The following is a 21540-nucleotide window of genomic DNA, read 5'->3' on the forward strand; positions in this document are numbered from 1 at the left end:
GTGATGTGGCAGGCTGAAGGGGTACCGGGGGGACACCGACAGGTACCCGGCCAGGAAGGGAGCACAGCCCATGCCCGTCGAACCGCTGTCGCAGAAGGAGATCGAGGAGCGGCTGGCCGAGCTGCCGGGCTGGTCCCTCGACGACGGCCGCCTCACCCGTTCCTACCGGCTCGGCTCGCACTTCGCGGCCACCGCGATGGTCGTCCACATCGCGCAGGTGCAGGAGGAGCTGCATCACCACTCCGACCTGTCCCTCGGATACGACACGGTCTCCCTGTCCGTGCACACCCACAGCGCGGGCGGTGCCGTCACCGATAAGGACGTCGAGCTCGCCCGCAGGGTGGAGGACCTGGCAGCCGGCCATGGGGCACACTGAACGGTGTGCTCGACTACGACAAGGAAGCGGAGCGGTACGACGCCTCCCGTGGCGGTGAGCCCCGCGCCGAAGCCGCCGCACGGGCCGTACTGAGCCTCGTACCTCCGGGCACGCGCAGCCTGCTCGACATCGCCTGCGGCACCGGCATCGTCACCCGGCGCTTGGCCGCCGCGCGGGCGGGCCTGCGCGTGACCGGCGCCGACCTCGCCCCCGCCATGGCCCGCTACGCGGCCGCCCGGCTGCCCGGCGCCGTCGTGCTGGCCGACTGCCGCCGACTGCCGTTCCGGGACCGGGGGTTCGACGCGGTCAGCAGTGTGTGGCTGCTGCACCTGGCCGGCGGCGACGGGAACGTGCGGGCGATCGTCGGCGAGTGCGCCCGGGTCCTGCGGCCCGGCGGGGTGTACGTGACCACGGTCGACAAGGGCGCCTCGCACAACGTGGGCAGCGACATCGACGCGGTGCTCGCCTCCCGGCCGCCGAGCACCGCCCACGACGCCGCCGGCCTCGTCGAGGAGTACGCCCGCGCGCACGGCCTGGTCCCGGCGGGGCAGGCCCGCTTCACCGGTCACGGCCAGGGCCGCAGCCCCCGCCGCACCGTCGCCGATCTGCGGCGCGGCTGGTTCGTCACGCTGCCGCCGGGCGACCCGCGCGCCGAGCACTTCGCCGCCCGGCTGGCGGCCCTGCCCGACCAGGACCGGCCGCGCCCCGACCCGGTCTTCACGCTGAGGGCGTTCGCGAAGCCGTAGGAAGCAAGTGGGCCGGGAGTGGCAACCCGGCCGGCCCGGGCGGCGACTGAGAGGCGGAACCCATCCGTCATCAAGGAGGTTCGTCCCGTGAGGCACCCCCACACGTACCGCAGACGCCCGCTGGTCCTGGGCGCGGCCCTCGCCGCCGCAGGACTCGTCGGCGCGGGTCTGACGACGCTCACCGCCGAGACCGCCCAGGCCGCCACGGCCCGGCAGGTCGAGGCCCTCGACCGGGGCGTGGTCAGCGTCCACACCGGCGGCGGCAACCTGGTGAGCTGGCGCTGGCTCGGCACCGACCCGGACAACGTCTCGTTCAACGTCTACCGGGCCGGTACGAAGGTCAACTCCACCCCGGTCACCGGCTCCACCACCTACTTCCACCCGGGCGCCCCCTCCCACGCCGACTACACCGTCCGCGCGGTCGTGAACGGCACGGAACAGGGCGACTCGGTCCACGCCGTCCAGTTCCGGGCCGGCTACAAGGACGTCCCCATCAGCCCGCCCGCCGGCGGCACCACACCCGACGGGGTCTCCTACACCTACGAGGCCAACGACGCCTCCGTCGGCGACCTCGACGGCGACGGCGCGCTGGACATCGTCCTCAAGTGGCAGCCGACCAACGCCAAGGACAACTCCCAGTCCGGCTACACGGGCAACACGATCGTCGACGGCATCAAACTCGACGGCACCCGGCTGTGGCGTGTCGACCTGGGCCGCAACATCCGCTCCGGCGCCCACTACACGCAGTTCCAGGTGTACGACTACGACGGCGACGGCAAGGCCGAGGTCGCCATGAAGACCGCCGACGGCACGAGGGACGGCACCGGCGCGGTCATCGGCAGCTCCTCGGCCGACCACCGCAACTCCTCGGGCTACGTCCTGTCCGGCCCCGAATTCCTGACCATGTTCAACGGGCAGACCGGCAGGGCCATGGGCACCGTCGACTACGTCCCCGCCCGGGGCAACGTCTCCTCCTGGGGCGACTCCTACGGCAACCGCGTCGACCGCTTCCTGGCGGGCACGGCGTACCTGGACGGCTCCCGCCCCTCACTGATCATGGCGCGCGGCTACTACACGCGTTCGGTGATCGCGGCCTGGGACTGGCGCGACGGCGCCTTCACCCGCCGCTGGACCTTCGACACCAACTCCTCCACCAACGCGGGCAAGGGATACGACGGCCAGGGCAACCACCAGCTGTCCGTCGCGGACGTCGACGGCGACGGCAGGGACGAGATCGTGTACGGCGCGATGGCCGTCGACGACAACGGCTGGGGCCTGTGGACCACGAGGAACGGCCACGGCGACGCCATGCACGTCGGCGACCTCGACCCGTCCCGCGCGGGCCTGGAGGAGTTCAAGGTCGACGAGGACAGCTCGAAGCCCTCGTCGTGGATGGCGGACGCGCGCACCGGCCAGATCATCTGGGCCACCGGCGCGAGCGGCGACAACGGCCGGGGAGTCTCCGCCGACATCTGGTCCGGCAGCGCGGGCGCCGAGTCCTGGTCGTCGGCGGAGAGCGGCATCCGCGGCCCGAAGGGCACGATCGTCGGCAGCCGCAAGCCCTCCAGCGCCAACTTCCTGTCCTGGTGGGACGGCGACCCCGTCCGCGAACTCCTCGACGGCACCCGCGTCGACAAGTACGGCACCTCCGGCGACACCCGACTCCTCACCGGCTCCGGCGTCGCCTCCAACAACGGCACGAAGGCCACGCCGGTCCTGGCCGGCGACATCCTCGGCGACTGGCGCGAGGAGGTCATCTGGCGCAGCACCGACAACACGGCCCTGCGCATCTACTCGACCCCGCACGACACGGACCGGAGGATCACGACCCTCCTCCACGACACCCAGTACCGCACGGCCCTGGCCTGGCAGAACACCGCCTACAACCAGCCGCCGCACCCGAGCTTCTTCATCGGCGGCGGGATGTCGACGGCGCCCCGGCCGACGGTGTACACGCCCTGAACCCCTCCGCCCCTCAGGCGGCCTCGTCCACCGGCGGGGGCTTCCCGCCGGTGACCACCGTCCTGACCCGTCTCTGCGTCAGCCGCGTCCGGGAGGCGATCACCTCCACCGGTACGCCCCGCCGGTGCGCGGCGCGCAGAGCGGCGTCCCGCCAGTGCTGGAGTCTCCTCTTCGCGGCCTGGCCGGTGACCGTCCGGGTGCAGCAGCACCGCCAGTGCGAGCGACAGCCGCCCTGCCGCGCCCTCCCACGTTCGCGCCATACGGCGCCCCCTGTCCTCGCCACCACTCCCGCCCACCCAACGGTCGAAGAAGCGCAGCAGGGCCACAAGGGCGTGAAACGGGCGCACTGGTCAAGCGGACGGGAGGACGCGCCGCCGGCACGCGCCCTCCCGAAGGGTCATGCCTGATCGCAGACCTGGTCGCCCAGCTTGAACGACGTCGGTTCCCCGTTCGCCCCCGACCAGCTCCCCGTGAAGCCGAAGCTCACCGACGCGCCCGGCGCCACGTTGGCGTTCCAGCCGATGTTCCTCGCCGTCACCGTCGTGCCGGACCGGGTGTGCTCGGCGTTCCAGAGCTGGGTCACCTGCTGGCCGTTCGGGAAGGGCCACTCGAGGGCCCAGCCGTTCCAGGGCGACGTGCCGGTGTTGGTGAGCCGGACCTCCGCCTGGAAGCCCCCCGACCACTGGTTCGTGACCGTGTACGTCACCGCGCAGGCGCCCGTGGGCGCCGGGTCGGGGCCCGGCCCCGGGTCGGTGCCGCCGTCGCCGGCCGTGTCGCCGTAGATGACCCCGCGCCCGTTCGTCGCCACGTACACCCGCCCGTACACCCGCGGGTCGCCGGTGATGGCCGCACCCGTCCAGCCCCACTGGTGGGCGTCGTCGTTGATGCGGGTCCAGGTGGCGCCCTGGTCGGTGGAGCGGAAGACGCCGCGCACGCCGCCGATCTCCGCGCTGGTGTAGAGGGTCTGGTAGGAGGCGTCCGGTGCCGCCTTGCCGAAGCCGATCGTGTCGGCCTGGCCGACGTTCGGGAGCTTGGTGAAGCTCGCGCCGCCGTCCGTCGAGTGCCACAGGCCGTACGGGCCGTCCGCCGCCCCGCCGGCCAGCCAGATGTCGCCCTCCCCGCCCGGCAGCGCCTTGAAGCGGACGCTGCCGCCGGCGGGCAGGCCGTCCGCCGCCGACGCGGTGAAGGTGGCGCCGCCGTCCGTGCTGACGTAGAAGGTGCCGGACGCGAAGCCGTAGAAGGTCTTCGGATCGACCCGGTCGGACTCGACGACCGCGCCGGCCGGGATGCCGCTGGACGCCTGCCAGGACGTGCCGAAGCCCGTCGTGTGGTGCACACCGGCGCCCTCGGGGCTCCACACGAAGCCGCTGCCGTCCGCGCCCGCCGCGACCGTGCCGCCGCCGCTCACCCCGGCCGGGTCCGTGCCGCCGAACCAGTTGGCGCCGTTGTCCGTGGAGAACGCGATGTGCGGGCCCGCGTCGAGGTTGCCGGCCCGCACGACCGTGCCCGGGTCCCCCTCCGCGAAGTCCAGGCTCGTGGTGGAGGTGAAGTTCGGGGAGGTGAACATCATCGACGGCACCTCGGTCAGGCTCGTGTGCCGGAAACCGCCGATGTCGCCCAGCGCGCTGAGCAGCGGGGCGCCCGACGGGGGAGCGGCCAGGTCGTTCACCGCCGTCTCCTCCAGGCCGCGCACCATGGGCGAGATGGTGAACCTGCCGCCGTCGTCGTCCCAGTTGGTGAGGTCCTCCGTGCCGTAGACCGTGGCTCCCGTGCCGTACATCATCCGGTCCGAGTCGAACGGGTCGATCTCCAGCGCCTCCGTCATCCAGCCGAGCTTGGGCGTCTGCTCGGGCGGGGACGGGTTCGCGCCCCAGGTCAGCCACGGGGACGAGGAGACGTCCATCGTGTAGCGGTTCTCGCGGGTGGGATACGACGTGTACCTCCACGCCTGGGTCCAGGTGCCGCCGCTGTCCGTGGAGCGGAAGATCTGCGTGTCCGGCCACCAGGAGCTGTACGCCGTCGCCATGACCGTGCCGGGATTCTGCCGGTCGACGGTCAGGCCGCTGAAACCGAAGTAGGTGTCCGCCTCCGCGACCGGGCTGATGTCCGTCCAGGTGCCGGTCGCCGTCGCGTACCGGTACAACCGGCCCTTGCCGCCGTCGTACGGGCCGCCCGTGTCGCTGTACGCGAGATAGAGGTAGCCGTTCTCCGCGTCCAGCACGCCTTTGTGGGCCAGGTAGCCGGTGGGCTGCCCGGCGATCCGCTGCCAGGTCGCGCCCGCGTCGGTCGAGCGGTAGACGGCGTTCTCCTTGTCGGCGACCCCGACGTAGACCGTCTTCGTGGCGGCACCCGCGGTGCCCGTCGACTCGTCGAAGGTCACCCAGACGATGCCCTGGTTGTCGGAGGCGTAGCCGCTGGAGTCGCTCGGGTCCTGCGCGTAGTTCCCGGGGTTCGGGAAGGCCGTCACCTCGGCCCAGGTGGCGCCCGCGTCGGCCGACCGCCACAGGCCGTTCCCGCTGGGCGCGCCCAGGTACAGCACGTCGTTGTCGTGCGGGTCGACCGCCAGGCGCTCACCCATGCCGCGGCCCGGCATGTTGCCGCCCAGCTTGAACGGCAGATCGGCCCTCTCCCAGCTCGCGCCACGGTCGGCGGAGCGCAGCACCGCGCCGTTGCCCGGGTCCCAGTCGTTGGTGTACGTACCGACCGCCGCGTACACCCGGTCCGGGTCGACGGAGTCCGAGGCGATGCCGACCACGCCCGTGTGACCCCAGTCGTCCCAGCCGACGTGGTCCAGCAGCGGCGTCCACGTCTTCGTCGGCTCCTGCCAGCGGTAGGCGCCGCCGATGTCGGTGCGGGCGTAGGCCAGGTCCTTCTCGGTGCGGTTGAAGACGATGCCGGGGACGAAGCCGCCGCCGTCGATGCGGGCGTTCTTCCAGGTGTAGGTGTCGGCGGTGACGGCGGTCGCCTTCGGTGGTGGCTCGGCGGCCAGCGCGGTGGGCGGACCGCCCGTGAGGAGGCCGGCCGCCAGGGCCAGCAGGACAGTGAGGATCCGGGTTCTTCGCACGGTGGGGAACCGTCCTTCCGTCAGGAGGGAAACATGCGTGGGCCGGGCGGCCCTCGGCGTGGACGAGGGCCGCCCGGCGGGTTGGTCCCGTCGTCCGGTGACGAGACCGAGCACACGGAGCCGTCAAGCGCCCTGGGAAGGAGGCGGTGCCCACCGCGCCCCCGAGGGGGCGCGGGGAACTGCCCGGCCGGCCACGCACGGCCCGCAGCCGGAGAACCGCCGATCCCGCGGAGCGCTTCGCGGGGGCTATTCGAGAAGCTCCGCGTACGAGCCCATGGCGAGGGCGATGTCCGCCTGCGCCCAGAACCGGTGGTAGGTGAACGTGGGCGCGGCACCGCCCGCGAGATAGCTCTCGATCTTCGACCAGGCCGGGTCGTCCTGGTAGAAGGAGCGGATCGAGGAGAAGGTCGACGACTCGTCGATCGTGTCGCCGTTCGGCATGGTGCCGCTCCAGCCGCTCGGGACGTGGACCGGGTCGTCGAAGCGGTTGTAGTCGGCGCGGGTCTCCGGGACGGCGATGCCGAGCGCGTCCTGGTTGTTCTCCCACATGCCGTCGAGCAGCGCCTTGGCGGTCGCCGCCGCCTCCGTGTCGCCCGATCGGTCGGCGTAGTACGTCAGGGTCTTGGCGTACGCCGCCGCCACACCGACGTCGTTGGTGTAGTCCGAGACGGTGACGTGCAGTTCGCTGTTGTCACCCGGGGAGGAGGCGTTCCAGGTGTCCGGCTGCCCCGACCACTGCATCGTCGCGGGGATCCGGAAGGTGCCGTCCGGGTTGACCGTCGTCTCCGACAGCGCCCAGTCGACCCACTTGTCCAGGACCTCCTTGGCCGCCGCGTCTCCGCTCTGCTGGTAGTACTCGGCGACCCGCTCCATGGACCACGCCTGGAAGCCGAACCACTGGTTGGACGGCGGGTCGTGGTACACCGGCTTCTCGTCGTAGTACATGCCGTAGAACGTCGGCGTACCGGCCGGCGGTGTCGCGTACCGGCCCGCCCAGCTGTTGGTCGCGCCGCCCGCGATGGCGCCCTCGTCGGACTGGAGCCAGCGGTAGAACTCCACCTGCCGGTCGAGGGACTTGGCCCAGTCGGACGCACCCGTGGCCGACTTGGGCTTCAGGTCGTCGTAGGTGCTCAGCGCGTACGCGGCCAGCGGGTTCTGGTAGCCGCCGTGGGTGTGGCTGGAGCCGATGCGCCAGGCCCAGCCCGCCGACGTGTCCACCGCGCCGCCCCAGGCGTAGTACCAGGACAGCAGGTAGTGCGAGGAGTCCTTGCCGGTGCCGGCCGGGCAGCTCGTCGGCCCGACACAGTCGCCGACCTTCTTGAAGTACTTGTCGAACATGGCGTAGCGCAGGTAGTCGCCCATCTTGGCGGCCTTGTCGAGGGTGCCGGCGATCTCGCCGCCCTTGCCCTGCTCCTCGGCCCAGATGTCCGCCCAGTACGCGGCCTGCACGGCCCGCGCGTCGGCGTCCGGGGCGTTGGTGAACTTCCACTGCTTCGCGTAGGACGCGTCACCGGTGAACAGGTCCAGGTAGCCGTTGGGACCGCCGTACTTGAAGGCGTCGCAGGTCGGCTGCGGCACCGTTTCCCACACCGACTCCTGCGCGCCGCGCTGGAAGGTGTTGATGTAGGACGGGCCGGTGTCGGAGGGGCCCGCCTCGCACTTGCCGGGCGAGTTGCCGTAGCCGTAGGTGTTGTCGACGTCCTGGAGCCAGTGCATGCCGTAGACGTCGTCGGTGCCGTACGCCGACTTCAGTTCACCGGCGATCGGGTCCGGGCCCACGGAGACCGCGCCGTCCAGGGGAGCCGGGTACTCGTTCGGCGTGTCCAGCTCGGGGGCGTACGTCGCCGGCTTCGAGGCATTGTAGGCCGAGTTGGTCGGCTGGTCGGCGTGCGTGGGGATCATGTACGTCTCCATGATCTCCCAGGCGTTGTTGAACCGCGTCCAGTCACCGGTCACCTTGCCGTACATGGCCTGGAGCCACAGCAGGTAGCTGTACGCCTCGGAGGTGGTCTCGTGCCCGTGGTCCGGCGCCTCGACGATCAGTGTCTCGACCGAGTGGTACGGAATGCCCTCGGGTGAGAAGTAGCCGTTCGCCGGGTCGGTGATCTTCCCGTAGAGCTCCAGGAAGCGGGCGTCGTAGTCCTTCGCGGCGGCGAGCTGGGTCACGTTGACCGTGGCCTTGCCGTGGCCGGGTGCCGTCGACTCGAAGACCGCCGAGCCGGTGCCGGAGGCGTCGGCCGCGATGGTCACCTTCTGCGCGGTGTCCCAGTTCGACGGGGTGAAGGTGAGACTCGCGCCGCCGGAGACGGTCAGGCCGGTGTTGCCGCTCGCGCGGGCCGTCGTCACCGCGACGTTCGCGGCCGGCTGCTTGGAGAGTCTGACCTCGTACGTTTCCGACTCGCCCTGCTGGACGCCAAGTTGGGCCGGAGTGGCGACCACGGTCGGTCCCGAGGCAACCGTGATGCCGACCGGCGTCGAGTTCGCGGAGGCCCCCGTGCTGTCGTACGCCTTCGCCACCAGGGAATGACTGCCCACGGTCAAGCCAGTGGCCGAGTGTGTGTAGGGCGAGCTGGTGTCGGTGCCCAGCAGGGTGGTGTCGTCGTAGAACTCCACCTTGCCGATCGTGGCGCCGTCGGCGGCGGCCGCCGTGGCCGCCAGCGGGACCGCCTCGCCCTGCGAGTACACCGCGCCCGCCTCCGGGCTGGTCAGCACGGTGATCGGCGGCTGGTGCGCACCGACGCAGGCGGTGCCGTTGACGGCGAATTCCGTCGGGGCCGTGTTGGTGCCGCTGTAGGTGAACTGCCCGCCGGTGGAGACGGCGGCCCCGGCGGCGATCCGCGCGTTGTACGAGGCGTTCCGCACGGTGACGGTCTGTCCGGACTGGGACCAGGTGCCGTTCCAGCCGTTGGCCAGCTTCTGGTTGCCCGCGTAGTCGTACGTCAGCGTCCAGCCGTCGATGGCGTCGCTGCCGCGGTTGGTGAGCGTCAGTTCCGCGGTGAAGCCGGCGCCCCAGTCGTTGGTCTTGTAGTCCACGCTGCACTGAAGCGCCGCCGCCTGGGCGGGAGTCGAACCCGTACTCATCATCGTGAGAGGTAGCGCGAGGGCCGCCAGTGCGGCCGTCCACAGTCGCCGCGCGGTGCGGCGTCTGTGTCTGCGTCCGGGATGCATGGTGCTGGTTCCTCCTTGCGGCTCGGGGAGGGTGTGGGGAGGAGCAACAAGCCTTGAACCAGTGGGAGCGCTCCCATAGTGAGGAGGGGGCACAGTGCGGTCAAGATGTGTGGAGAGTCGAAAAGATTCGACAGTTGCTGCGGGGAGAAAGTCGGTAACTCCTCTGTTCTTTGCCGTCACTTGGCGCTACGTTCGCTGGCACCAGTGGGAGCGGTTCCATCAGTCGACGCGTCCGTCACGGCGTGCACGAACTGCAAGGAGTCGCTCATGCGCCACCCCCCGCTCCACCCCCCGCGTTCAGGACTTTTAGCCGCCGCCGCGGCCTGTCCGACGCCTCGTCGGCCGGCGTGCCGGCCCGCACATCCCCCGGGCGGTTCCACCGTGCCCGCGGGCCGTTCCTGACCTCCGAACGCGACGGCACCCCCAGGCCGTCCGGCAGCGGGCCGCGCCCTGCGTACGCGTGGCCCGGGACGACAGCACCCCGCACCCCACGAAAGAAGGAACCCGCACTCATGACCCGTAGCAGAACCGCGATGCTCGCTGCCCTGGCGCTGGTCGCCGGTGCCTCCGGCACGGCCTTCGCCGCCCAGTCGGCGAACGCCGGCGCGGCGGCCGTCCCCTGTACCGTCGACTACGAGGTGCAGAACGACTGGGGCAGCGGCTTCACCGCGGCCGTGACCGTCACCAACAACGGCGCCCCCACCTCCGGCTGGTCGCTGGGCTGGACCTACGCCGGCAGCCAGAAGGTCACCAACGGCTGGAACGCGAAGGTCAGTCAGAGCGGTGCCGCCGTCACCGCGGCCAACGAGTCCTACAACGGCACCCTGTCCACGGGCGGTTCGGCGAGCTTCGGCTTCCAGGCCACCTACAGTGGCGGCAACGCGATCCCGGCCACCTTCACCCTCAATGGCGTGACCTGCAACGTCGACGACGGCGGCACGCCGGATCCGGACCCGACCGACCCGCCGGACCCCGGTGGCCCCTCCGACCGGGTGGACAACCCCTACGACGGTGCCAAGGTGTACGTGAACCCGGAGTGGTCCGACAAGGCCGCCGCCGAACCCGGCGGAGGCCGCATCGCCGGCCAGCCCACGGGGGTGTGGCTGGACCGGACCGCCGCCATCGAGGGCGTGAACGGCGGCATGGGTCTGCGCGACCACCTCGACGAGGCGCTGGCGCAGAAGGGTTCCGGCGAACTCGCCATCCAGCTCGTGATCTACAACCTGCCCGGCCGCGACTGCGCGGCCCTCGCCTCCAACGGCGAACTGGGCCCGACGGAGATCGGCAAGTACAAGACCGAGTACATCGACCCGATCGCCGCGATCCTCGCCGACCCGAAGTACGCGGACCTCAGGATCGTCACCACGGTCGAGATCGACTCGCTGCCCAACCTGGTCACCAACGTCACGCCGCGGCCGACCGCCACGGAGAACTGCGACGTGATGAAGGCCAACGGCAACTACCAGAAGGGCGTCGGCTACGCCCTGAACAAGCTCGGCGACGTCGGCAACGTCTACAACTACGTCGACGCCGGCCACCACGGCTGGCTCGGCTGGGACAGCAACTTCGGTCCCTCCGCCGACATGTTCAAGACCGCCGCCACCACCGAGGGCGCGACCGTCGCCGACGTGCACGGCTTCATCGTCAACACCGCCAACTACAGCGCCCTGAAGGAGGAGAACTTCAAGATCACGGACTCGGTGAACGGCACCCCCGTGCGCCAGTCCGACTGGGTGGACTGGAACCAGTACACCGACGAGCTGTCCTACGCCCAGGCCATGCGCGACAAGCTGGTCTCGATCGGCTTCGACCAGAACCTCGGCATGCTCATCGACACCTCCCGCAACGGCTGGGGCGGCGCCGACCGGCCCACCGGACCGGGCGCGACGACGGACGTGAACACCTACGTGGACGGTGGGCGCTACGACCGCCGCATCCACCTCGGCAACTGGTGCAACCAGTCCGGAGCCGGCCTCGGCGAACGCCCGCAGGCCTCTCCCGCCGCCGGGATCGACGCGTACGTGTGGATGAAGCCCCCGGGCGAGTCCGACGGCGCGAGCGAGCCGATCGACAACGACGAGGGCAAGGGCTTCGACCGGATGTGCGACCCCACGTACGAGGGCAACGAGCGCAACGGCAACAACCCGTCGGGGGCCTTGGACAACGCCCCGGTGTCCGGGCACTGGTTCTCCGCGCAGTTCCAGGAGCTGATGAAGAACGCCTACCCGCCGCTGTCCTGAGCGGGTTCCGGCCTAGGTGACGCCGTCGGGGCCCGGCCTTCGGGCCGGGCCCCGGTGGTGTGTGCGTTTTTGCGATTGCGGCAACATAATTTGCCCGTACGCGGTGAGTCGTCGCACCCTGGCGGCATCGCGAACGGGAGGCTTACCACCATGGCGCACGACCACCACCGGCAGCACGAGCACGACCACCCGGTACCCGAGCACGGACACGACCACACCCACGTGGACTGGGCCGAGATGGCCCCTGTACTGGAGGCGCAGGCGGAGCTGTACACGCCGCTGTACCGGCAGGCCATGGGCTGGCTGGCCCGGGAGGTGACCGAGCCCGGCCTGGTCGTCGACGTCGGCAGCGGCCCCGGTGTCGTCTCCTGCCTGTTCGCCGACGCCTTCCCGGGCGCCCGCGTAGTCGCCGCCGATGGCGCGGGGCCGCTGCTGGAGCGGGCCCGCGACCGCGCCGCCCGGTTCGGCGTCGCGGACCGCTTCGGCACCCTCACCGGTGACCTGCCCGGCGTACTGGGCGAGCTGGAGTACCCGGCCGACCTGATGTGGGCCGGCCAGAGCCTGCATCACCTGGGCGACCAGCGCGGGGCCCTCGCCGCGCTCGCCGGGCACCTCGCTCCCGGCGGCACGGTGGCGATCCTGGAGGGCGGGCTGCCCGCCCGGTTCCTGCCCCGCGACATCGGCATCGGGCGGCCCGGGCTGCAGGCCAGGATGCACGCCGTGGAGGAGGACTCGTTCGCGCAGATGCGCGCGAGTCTGCCCGGCTCCGTGGCGGAGACCGAGGACTGGCCGGCGCTGCTCACCTCGGCGGGCCTCGAGCACACCGGCACCCGCAGCTTCCTGCTGGACCTGCCCGCGCCGCTCACGGACGAGGCCCGCGCGTACGTCACCACCTCACTGTCCCGGTTGCGCGACCGGATCGGAGACGGCCTCGACGCCACCGACCGGGCCACACTCGACCGGCTGCTCGACCCCGGGGACGAGGCGGGCGTGCACCGGCGCCAGGACGCGTTCGTGCTGGTGGCGCACACGGTCTACACGGCTCGACGCCCTGCCTGACTCCCGGACTTGACTTCGAGAGCGCTCCAAGTGATGGACTCCCCACCGTCCGGAATCGGACAGGGCCGAACACAGACACAGGGGGAACCATGACCGACTCACCGGTCGCGCTCGTCACCGGCGGCGGCAGCGGCATCGGAGCCGCTGTCGCCCGGCGGCTGCTGGACGCGGGACGGCGGGTGGCCGTCACCGGGCGCGGAGAGGCGCGGCTGCGTGCCTTCAGCGAGGGACTCGGTGACCCCGAGGGCCTGTTGACGATCGTGGGCAACGCCGCCGACCACACCCAGGTGGCCTCCGCCGTCGAGGCCACGCTGAAGAGGTTCGGCCGGCTCGACACGGTCGTCGCCAACGCCGGGTTCGCCACCCACGACTCGATCGCCGAGGGCGACCCGGCGGGCTGGACCGAGATGGTGCTGACCAACGTGCTGGGTCCGGCCCTGCTCATCAGGGCGTCGATCGACGCTCTGAAGGAGACGCGCGGCCGGATCGTGCTGGTCGGCAGCGTCGCCGGATTCGTGCCCACGCCGGGCAACATCTATGGCGCGACCAAGTGGGCGGTGACGGGGCTCGCCGAGAACGCCAGGCGCGAGGTCACCGGGTGGGGTGTCGGCGTGACGCTGATCGCGCCCGGACGTGTGGAGACCCCGTTCTGGGAGGCCACCGGCAGCCTGCCGCCCGGCGACCTGCTCACCGCCGGCCAGATCGCCGACTCGATCGTCTGGGCCATGACCCAGCCCGCCGGGGTCGACGTCAACACCGTGGTCGTACGGCCGCTGGGACAGCCCAACTGACAGCGGCGAAGGGGCCCGGCCGCACCGGCCGGGCCCCTTCGCGCGCAGACATGTCACGCCTCGTTGAACCGCGCGGGGTCCGGGCCCAGCCGCCGGTCCTCGTTCAGCGCGCTGATCGCCGCGAGGTCCTCGGTGTCCAGGGTGAAGCCGAACACGTCGAGGTTCTCCTTGATCCGGGACGGCGTCACCGACTTCGGGATCACCACGTTGCCGGTCTGGAGGTGCCAGCGCAGCACGACCTGGGCCGGGGTGCGGCCGTGCTTCTGGGCGATCGCCACGATCGCCGGGATCTCCAGGATGCCCTTGCCGGAGCCGAGCGGGGACCAGGCCTCGGTGGCGATGCCCTGCTCCGCGTGGTACTCGCGGGCGGCGTGCTGCTGGAGGTGCGGGTGCAGTTCGATCTGGTTGACGGCCGGGATGACCGAGGTCTCACCGATCAGCCGCTCCAGGTGCTCCGGCAGGAAGTTGGAGACGCCGACGGCCCGGACCCGGCCGTCGGCGAGCAGCTTCTCGAACGCCTTGTACGTGTCGACGTACCGCTCCTTGGCCGGCATGGGCCAGTGGATCAGGTACAGGTCGACGTACTCCAGGCCCAGCTTCGCCAGCGACGTGTCGAAGGCACGGAGGGTGGAGTCGTACCCCTGGTCCCTGTTCCAGAGCTTGGTGGTGACGAAGAGGTCCTCGCGGGCGACGCCGGAGGCGGCGATCGCCCTGCCGGTGCCCTCTTCATTGCCGTAGATCGCCGCTGTGTCGATGCTGCGGTACCCGGCCTCCAGCGCCTGGGCGACGGCCGTCTCGGCCTCGTCGTCCGGCACCTGCCAGACGCCGAAGCCCAGCTGGGGCATCTCGACGCCGTTGTTCAGGATGATCGGGGGGACCTTGCTGCTCACGAGCTCTTGATCCTTCGGTTGTGGTCAGGTGGTACTCATATCGTCAACGATCACGGCCGCCGACGCATTCCTGACCGGCGAACTCACGCCGTGTACAGCGCCTGCACCTCACTGCCGTAGGCCTTCTCGATGGCCTTGCGCTTCAGTTTCAGCGAGGGCGTCAGCAGCCCGTGCTCCTCGGTGAACGGCTGGGCGAGGATGCGGAAGGTGCGGATCGACTCGGCCTGCGACACCAGCGTGTTCGCGGCGACGACCGCGCGCCGCACCTCCGTCTCCAGGTCGGCGTCGTGCACCAGCTCGGCCGGCGGCATCCGCGGCTTGTTGCGCATCGTCAGCCAGTGGTCGACCGCCTCCTGGTCGAGGGTGATGAGCGCGGCGACGTACGGCCGGTCGTTGCCCACGACGATGCACTGGTTGACCAGCGGATGGTCCCGGACGCGCTCCTCCAGCAGACCGGGGGAGACGCTCTTGCCGCCGGAGGTCACCAGGATCTCCTTCTTGCGCCCGGTGATGGTGAGGTAGCCGTCCTCGTCCAGGGCACCGAGGTCGCCGGTGGCCAGCCAGCCGTCCCGCAGGGTCTCGTCGGTGGCCTTGGGGTTGTTCAGGTAGCCCTGGAAGACGTTGTCGCCGTACAGCCAGATCTCGCCGTCGTCCGCGATGTGCACGGTGACGCCCGGGACGGGCACTCCGACGGTGCCGAAGCGGGTGCGCTCGGGCGGGTTGGCGGTGGCGGCGGCCGTGGACTCGGTCAGGCCGTATCCCTCGTAGATCTGCACTCCGGCGCCCGCGAAGAACAGGCCGAGCCGCCGGTCCATCGCCGAGCCGCCCGACATGGCGTTGCGGATGCGCCCGCCCATCGCGGCCCGCACCTTGGTGTAGACGAGTTTGTCGAAGAGCTGGTGCTGCATGCGCAGGCCCGCCGACGGGCCGGGGCCGACGCCCCAGGCCTTGGCCTCCAGCGCCTCCGCGTACTTCACGGCCACGTCGACGGCCTTCCCGAAGGGCCCCGCCTTCCCCTCCTTCTCGGCCTTGCGCCGCGCCGCGTTGAACACCTTCTCGAAGATGTACGGCACGGCCAGGATGAAGGTCGGCCTGAAGGCCGCCAGGTCGGGCAGCAGGGCGGCGGCGTTCAGCTGCGGCTGGTGGCCGAAGCGGACCCGCCCGCGGATCGCCGCCACCTCGACCATCCGGCCGAAGACGTGGGCGAGCGGCAGGAAGAGCAGGGTCGCCGCCTCGTCGCCCTTCTTCGAGTGGAACACCGGCTCCCAGCGCTCGATGACGGTGTCCGCCTCGTACATGAAGTTGCCGTGCGAGATGACACAGCCCTTGGGACGGCCCGTGGTGCCCGAGGTGTAGATGACGGTGGCGGGCGTCTCGGGCGTGACCGCCTGCCGGTGCCGGTGCACCACCTCGTCGTCGAGGTGGGCGCCCGCGTCGTACAGCTCCTGGACGGCGCCGGAGTCGAGCTGCCACAGGCCGCGCAGGCGCGGCAGCCGGTCGATGACGGTGGCGATCGTCATCGCGTGGTCCTCGTGCTCGACGACCGCGGCGGTCACCTCGGCGTCGTACAGCATCCACATGCACTGTTCCGCCGAGGAGGTCGGGTAGACCGGCACCACCTGGGCGCCGATCGTCCACAGGGCGAAGTCGAAGAGGGTCCACTCGTAGCGGGTGCGGGACATGATGGCGACGCGGTCGCCGAACCGGACGCCCTGGGCGAGCAGACCCTTGGCGAGGGCCAGCACCTCGTCGCGGAAGGCGCCGGCGGTCACGTCCCGCCACTGGCCGGCGTCGTCCTTGCGGCCGAGCGCGATGTGTCCCGGATCCTCCAGGGCATGCCGGAAGACGACGTCGGCCAGACCGCCCACCGGTGGTGCCGACGTCGACGGAGGACTGGTGAACTCGCGCAAACCCCGCTCCCCGCTCCTGGTGACCCCCGCACAGCGCGGTGAAAGCTACCCCACCCGGGGCGGGGGCGGGAGGGGTGACAAAATCGAACAGCGCTCATGTTCGCGCTGGTCAGCAAGAGGAAATGCGCTCACATGGGGAAGGGTCGGACAGATTCCTGACGGTTGAGTAAGTTTCGGTGCCGTAATCTCCACCGAATCTGTACGACCCGCCTACCGCCGGTACGGGCGACCGGAACCGTCGTCTCCTCCTTCAGCGTGGCCGCCGCCGATTCCGTCACACCGGCTCACGGTCCGAGGCCCGCGCGCCGCGGCCGGTGCAGCCGGTCGCCGCCCGCCAGGATCGCCGACGCGAGGGCGTCCGCCGCGCCCTGTGCCGAGGGACGGCGCCGACCGTGCACCAGTACGAAGTCCACGCGGCCCAGCTCGGGCAGCCCGGCCCGCTCCGGCATCCGCACCAGGCCGGGCGGGACGAGCCCTCGCGAGTGCGCCATCACGCCGAGGCCCGCCCGGGCCGCGGCGATCAGGCCGTTGAGGCTGCCGCTGGTGCACGCGACGCGCCACTCGCGGCCCTGCCGCTGGAGGGCGTCCAGCGCGAGCGCGCGGGTGATGCCCGGCGGCGGATACACGATGAGCGGCACCGGACGGTCCGGGTCGAGGCGCAGCCGCTCCGCGCCGATCCACACGAGCCGGTCGCGCCAGACCGGCTCACCCCGCGGGTCCTGCGGCCGTCGCTTGGCCAGCACCAGGTCGAGCTTCCCGGCGGCCAGCTGCTCGTGCAGCGTGCCGGACAGCTCCACCGTCAGCTCTAGGTCGACCTCGGGGTGGTCGTGCCGGAATCCCTCGAGGATCTCCGGCAGCCGGGTCAGCACGAAGTCCTCGGACGCCCCGAACCGCAGCCGCCCGCGCAGCCGGGTGCCGGCGAAGAAGGCCGTCGCCTGCTCGTGCACCTCCAGGATCCGGCGGGCGAATCCGAGCATCGCCTCCCCGTCCTCCGTCAGCTCCACGGAGTGCGTGTCCCGGCTGAACAGCTGCCGCCCGGTGGCGTCCTCGAGCCGCCGCACGTGCTGGCTCACGGTCGACTGGCGCAGCCCGAGCCGCCGGGCGGCCTGCGTGAAGCTCAGCGTCTGGGCCACGGACAGGAAGGTGCGCAGGTGGGACGGCTCGTACACCGCTCCAGCCTATCGCGGAACATGATGACAGTAAGAGCGGTGTACCGGATTCCCGATCGCAGAGCGAGGGAGCAGGATGGAGCGGGGACCCGTGACCCGGAGCGGTGGCCCGGACCCGTGTCCCCGCCGGACGACAGTGAGCGAGCAAGTGGAGCACCGTGAAACGCCTGCGATGGCCGCGTTGGATGCCGATCGACCCGTACATCCTGCTGCTGCTCGGGACGGTGGGCCTCGCGGCGCTGCTGCCGGCCCGCGGCACGGGCGCGGACGTCGCCTCCGGTGCCTCCACCGCCGCGATCGCCTTCCTCTTCTTCCTCTACGGCGCCCGGCTCTCCACCCGTGAGGCGATGGACGGCCTGCGGCACTGGCGGCTGCACGTCACCGTGCTGGCCTGCACCTTCGTCGTCTTCCCGCTGTTGGGGCTCGCCTCCCGCGGACTTGTCCCGGTCTTCCTGACCGACCCCCTCTACCAGGGGCTGCTCTTCCTCACCCTGGTCCCGTCGACCATCCAGTCGTCGATCGCCTTCACCTCCATCGCCCGCGGCAACGTGCCCGCCGCGATCTGCGCGGGCTCCTTCTCCTCACTGGCGGGTATCGTCATCACGCCGCTGCTGGCCGCCGCCCTGCTCGGCGGCAGCGGGGGCGGGTTCTCCGCCGACTCGGTGGTCAAGATCGTGCTCCAGCTGCTGGTGCCGTTCGCCGCCGGGCAGCTGCTGCGCCGGTGGATCGGGGGCTTCGTCGCCCGCCACAAGAAGGTCCTCGGGCTCGTCGACCGCGGCTCGATCCTCCTCGTCGTCTACACGGCGTTCAGCCAGGGCATGGTCCAGGGCATCTGGCAGCAGGTCAGTCCGGTCCGGCTGGCCGGTCTGCTGGCGGTGGAGGCCGTACTGCTCGCCGTGATGCTGCTGCTGACCTGGTACGGGGCGAAGGCGCTGCGTTTCTCTCGGGAGGACCGGATCGCGATCCAGTTCGCCGGGTCGAAGAAGTCCCTCGCCGCCGGACTGCCGATGGCGAGCGTCCTGTTCGGCGCCCAGGCCTCACTGGCGGTGCTGCCGCTGATGCTCTTCCATCAGATGCAGCTGATGGTGTGCGCGGTCATCGCCAAGCGCCGGGCGCACGACCCGGAGGCGGTCGCCCCGGCGGAGTCCGACGCTCCGGGGCGCACCGCGGTCGGCACCGGGAGCCGCTGAGCCGGCCAGGTCCGGGTCAGCCGCCCGCCGCCACCTCGTCCATGGGCAGGTGCAGCACCGTGCTGCCGAGGGCCGAGGGCGGGTTCCCGGCGGCGATCTCCTCGTCGGTCAGTGCCCGGTTCCAGACGTGCACGTCGTCGATGGCGCCGGTGAAGCGGGCCCGGCCGTCCACACGCTCGCCGATGTGCACGCCGAACGGCGAGTTCCGGCTCACCGATCCGGGCACGTCCGCCGCACCGGCCGTCGTGCCGTCGACGAACAGCGTGAGCCGGCCCCCGCCGCGGCGCAGCGCCAGGTGGTGCCACCGGCCGTCGTTGTGGGCGCGGTCGGTGCGCACCCACGCCGAGCGCGGGGCCGCCCCGCCGTCGCGCGTGGTGATCAGCCCTTGGATCCGGCCGTTGCCGGGCTCCGCGCGCAGCCACACCTGAGGCTGCGTGCTGCCCACCCCGCCCATCCACAACAGCGGCTGCTCCCCGTCGCCCGCCGAGTACCGGAACCACAGCGACGCCGTGAAGTCCCCGGCCCCGAGCGGCAGCCGCTCGTGGTAGGGCAGCCGCACGGCGTCGTCGGCACCGTCGAAGGCGAGCGCGCGGCCCACCTTGCCGTCCGCCGGCCCGGCGCCGCCGAGCACCGCCGCGGGCGCGGCACCCGCGGCGAGGTCGGGGGTGGTGGGACCGGCGGCCCGGCGCGGCTGGAGCCAGTCCTCGGTGAAGCGGGCGAAGCGGATCTCGTCGCGGGCGTCCACCGCCCCGGCCTCGTACAGCAGGCCCGCCGACCCGTCGTCGACGGCCACCATGTCGGAGTAGCCGGACCAGTCCCGGGTGACGACCGTGCCGCGGTCCGCGCCGTCCCAGGTCGCGCCGCCGTCGTAGGAGGAGCGGACCGTCATCGTCCGGCGGCGGTCGGGGTCGGCGGGGGCGGACAGCAGCAGCCGGTCGCCGAGGCGGAGCACGGCGCCCTGCACCTGCGGGGTGTACAGGTCCGGGAGAGCCCGGAAGGCGCCGGCGAAGCTGTCGCCGCCGTCGCGGCTGACGGCCTGGGTGCGGTGGCCGAGGTCGGTGCCGTTCTCCTCCCGGCCGCTGACCAGGAGGGTGCCGTCCGCGCGTGCCACGAGGGTGAGCTCGGACGGCTTCTGCCGGAAGGTGCCGTCGGCGGCGACGGGCCAGGTGTCGGTGGCGCCGATCCTCCAGTGCTCGCCGCCGTCGTCGCTGACCACCAGTGCGGCGTGGTTGGCCGTGACCCTCCCGCCGTCCCAGGTCTCGGCGTTGACGCCGACGACGAGCCGGCCGGGATGGCTGCCCCCGGTGAGCCGGATGCCGTGCCCGGGGCCGGTCGCGTACCAGGAGTTCCAGTCGGGAGGCAGGATGCCGGCGCCCAGGCCGCGGGGCGCGGACCAGGTACGGCCGTCGTCGTCGCTGTACTGGAGGTGAGGGGTGCGGGCGCAGGGCACCGCGCAGCCCGCGGCGTCCGCGCGGCCGGCGTTGTACGTCTCGAGCAGCAGGATCCGGCCGGTGGTGCCGTCCACGACCGGGGCCGGGTTGCCGTGGGTGTCGCCGCCGCCGTCGTTGACGACCTGGAGCGGGCCCCAGGTGCGCCCGCCGTCGGTGGAGCGCTTGACGACGATGTCGATGTCACCGGCGTCACCGCAGTTCAGGACGCGGCCCTCGGCGAAGGCCAGCAGGGTGCCGTCCGTCGTCCGCACGATCGCCGGGATGCGGAAGCAGGCGTAGCCGCCCGGATCCTGGTCCGCCTTGAAGAGGACCTGCTGCTCGAACTCCGGCGCCCGGCTCCCGGCCCCGGTGTGGGCGTGGGCGGGGAGCGAGGAGGCGGCCAGGGCGAACAGCGAGGCGAGGGCGAGCAGGGGGGAGCGCGGGCGCGTACGGGGAGGTGACGGCATGGAACGGTCTGCCCTTCGGGCGGCTGGTCGGGAGGGAGCCGGTCGTCAGGACATCAGTACATCAGGACGCGCCCTGCCTGACATGCCCCGTGTGCTCACGCGCGTGTCGCCCGACGGAGCGTCAGAAGACGCGCGGGGACGCGGGATCGAGGCGGGACCCCTGCGGCGCAGGGGGCGCTCCCCGCCGGTCGGGGCCCCGCCGCCGTGCCGCGGGGACCGGGTCAGCCCTGGGCGGCCGCGGCCCGCAGGGCGACGCGGTCCTCACCCGCGTACACGTTCATGGAGCTGCCGCGCAGGAAGCCCACCAGCGTCAGCCCCGTCTCGGCGGCCAGGTCCACCGCGAGGGAGGACGGGGCCGACACCGCGGCCAGTACCGGGATGCCCGCCATCACGGCCTTCTGCGCCAGCTCGAACGAGGCCCGGCCCGACACCAGCAGCACGGAGCGGGACAGCGGCAGGTCCCCGTTCCGCAGCGCGCGGCCGACCAGCTTGTCGACCGCGTTGTGCCGGCCCACGTCCTCCCGTACGTCCACCAGCTCGCCGTCCTCGGTGAACAGGGCCGCCGCGTGCAGGCCGCCGGTCCGGTCGAAGACCCGCTGGGCGGCGCGCAGCCGGTCCGGCAGCCCCGCCAGCAGCTCCGGGGTGACGCGGACCGGGGGAATGTCCGTGATGGGCCAGCGGGCCGTCGTGCGCACCGCGTCCAGACTCGCCTTGCCGCACAGGCCGCAGGAGGAGGTCGTGTAGACGTTCCGCTCCAGCGTGATGTCGGGGACCGGCACGTGCGGGGCGGTCCGGACGTCGACGACGTTGTACGTGTTCGAGCCGTCGGCCGTCGCGCCCGCGCAGTACACGATGTTCTGGAGGTCGTCCTGCTCGGCGAGCACCCCCTCGCTCACCAGGAACCCGGCCGCCAGCGCGAAGTCGTCGCCCGGAGTGCGCATGGTGATCGCGAGGGGCTTGCCGTTCAGCCGGATCTCCAGCGGTTCCTCGGCCACGAGCGTGTCCGGGCGGGCGGAGACCACGCCGTCCCTTATGCGGATCACCTTGCGTCGTTCCGTGACTCGTCCCATGGTCCGTG

At 71.8% G+C, this 21540-nt stretch carries 14 protein-coding genes; 7 read left to right on the top strand and 7 right to left on the bottom strand.

All coding sequences use genetic code 11. From position 1 onward, the window contains the following. The first annotated feature begins 70 nt into the window (after window positions 1-70). The 3 genes from ACZ4V1_RS26260 to ACZ4V1_RS26270 all read left to right on the top strand — a co-directional run bounded on the left by ACZ4V1_RS26260 (window position 71) and on the right by ACZ4V1_RS26270 (window position 3084). Window positions 71-376: a 4a-hydroxytetrahydrobiopterin dehydratase gene (locus ACZ4V1_RS26260; protein WP_468340250.1), complete on the top strand. Its 306-nt coding sequence runs from the start codon at window positions 71-73 to the stop codon at window positions 374-376. 5 nt (window positions 377-381) lie between these two features. Further along, a complete protein-coding gene (locus ACZ4V1_RS26265) occupies window positions 382-1122 on the top strand; it encodes a class I SAM-dependent methyltransferase (RefSeq protein WP_468340253.1) in 741 nt (246 codons plus the stop codon). Between the two features lie 87 nt (window positions 1123-1209). Beyond that, window positions 1210-3084, top strand: coding sequence for a rhamnogalacturonan lyase (locus tag ACZ4V1_RS26270; RefSeq protein ID WP_468340256.1), 1875 nt, complete (start codon window positions 1210-1212; stop codon window positions 3082-3084). A 397-nt stretch (window positions 3085-3481) separates the two neighbouring features. Here the strand turns inward: ACZ4V1_RS26270 and ACZ4V1_RS26275 are convergent, their stop codons facing one another. After that, the gene (locus tag ACZ4V1_RS26275; RefSeq protein ID WP_468340259.1) at window positions 3482-6148 is read right to left on the bottom strand and encodes a cellulose binding domain-containing protein; all 2667 of its coding nucleotides are present in this window, start codon (window positions 6146-6148) and stop codon (window positions 3482-3484) included. Between the two features lie 246 nt (window positions 6149-6394). Then, window positions 6395-9316: a glycoside hydrolase family 48 protein gene (locus tag ACZ4V1_RS26280; RefSeq protein ID WP_468340262.1), complete on the bottom strand. Its 2922-nt coding sequence runs from the start codon at window positions 9314-9316 to the stop codon at window positions 6395-6397. A 512-nt stretch (window positions 9317-9828) separates the two neighbouring features. Between ACZ4V1_RS26280 and ACZ4V1_RS26285 the strand changes: the two genes are divergently transcribed. The 3 genes from ACZ4V1_RS26285 (at window position 9829) to ACZ4V1_RS26295 (ending at window position 13406) form a co-directional block, all read left to right on the top strand. Next, on the top strand, window positions 9829-11556 hold the full coding sequence (locus ACZ4V1_RS26285) for a glycoside hydrolase family 6 protein (RefSeq protein WP_468340264.1): 1728 nt from the start codon (window positions 9829-9831) through the stop codon (window positions 11554-11556). A gap of 150 nt (window positions 11557-11706) precedes the next feature. Further along, window positions 11707-12615 carry a class I SAM-dependent methyltransferase gene (locus tag ACZ4V1_RS26290; RefSeq protein ID WP_468340267.1) on the top strand — a complete coding sequence of 303 codons (909 nt, stop codon included), beginning with the start codon at window positions 11707-11709 and terminating at the stop codon, window positions 12613-12615. Between the two features lie 89 nt (window positions 12616-12704). Next, on the top strand, window positions 12705-13406 hold the full coding sequence (locus ACZ4V1_RS26295; protein WP_468340270.1) for an SDR family oxidoreductase: 702 nt from the start codon (window positions 12705-12707) through the stop codon (window positions 13404-13406). A 53-nt stretch (window positions 13407-13459) separates the two neighbouring features. Here the strand turns inward: ACZ4V1_RS26295 and ACZ4V1_RS26300 are convergent, their stop codons facing one another. The 3 genes from ACZ4V1_RS26300 to ACZ4V1_RS26310 all read right to left on the bottom strand — a co-directional run bounded on the left by ACZ4V1_RS26300 (window position 13460) and on the right by ACZ4V1_RS26310 (window position 17375). Beyond that, a complete protein-coding gene (locus tag ACZ4V1_RS26300) occupies window positions 13460-14296 on the bottom strand; it encodes an aldo/keto reductase (RefSeq protein WP_468340273.1) in 837 nt (278 codons plus the stop codon). Between the two features lie 83 nt (window positions 14297-14379). Beyond that, window positions 14380-16206 (bottom strand): AMP-dependent synthetase/ligase, encoded by a 1827-nt coding sequence (locus ACZ4V1_RS26305; RefSeq protein ID WP_468340276.1) that lies wholly within the window; start codon window positions 16204-16206, stop codon window positions 14380-14382. A gap of 284 nt (window positions 16207-16490) precedes the next feature. Next, window positions 16491-17375, bottom strand: a complete 885-nt coding sequence (locus ACZ4V1_RS26310; RefSeq protein ID WP_468340278.1) for a LysR substrate-binding domain-containing protein — start codon at window positions 17373-17375, stop codon at window positions 16491-16493. A 185-nt stretch (window positions 17376-17560) separates the two neighbouring features. Between ACZ4V1_RS26310 and ACZ4V1_RS26315 the strand changes: the two genes are divergently transcribed. Further along, a complete protein-coding gene (locus ACZ4V1_RS26315; protein WP_468340365.1) occupies window positions 17561-18565 on the top strand; it encodes a bile acid:sodium symporter family protein in 1005 nt (334 codons plus the stop codon). Window positions 18566-18581: 16 nt separating this feature from the next. Here ACZ4V1_RS26315 and ACZ4V1_RS26320 read toward each other — a convergent pair whose 3' ends face one another. Next, window positions 18582-20462: an exo-alpha-sialidase gene (locus ACZ4V1_RS26320; protein WP_468340280.1), complete on the bottom strand. Its 1881-nt coding sequence runs from the start codon at window positions 20460-20462 to the stop codon at window positions 18582-18584. 221 nt (window positions 20463-20683) lie between these two features. Beyond that, a complete protein-coding gene (gene fdhD, locus ACZ4V1_RS26325) occupies window positions 20684-21532 on the bottom strand; it encodes a formate dehydrogenase accessory sulfurtransferase FdhD (protein WP_468340283.1) in 849 nt (282 codons plus the stop codon). Window positions 21533-21540 lie beyond the last annotated feature (8 nt).

The sequence above is a fragment of the Streptomyces sp. NPDC028991 genome (assembly GCF_055564775.1).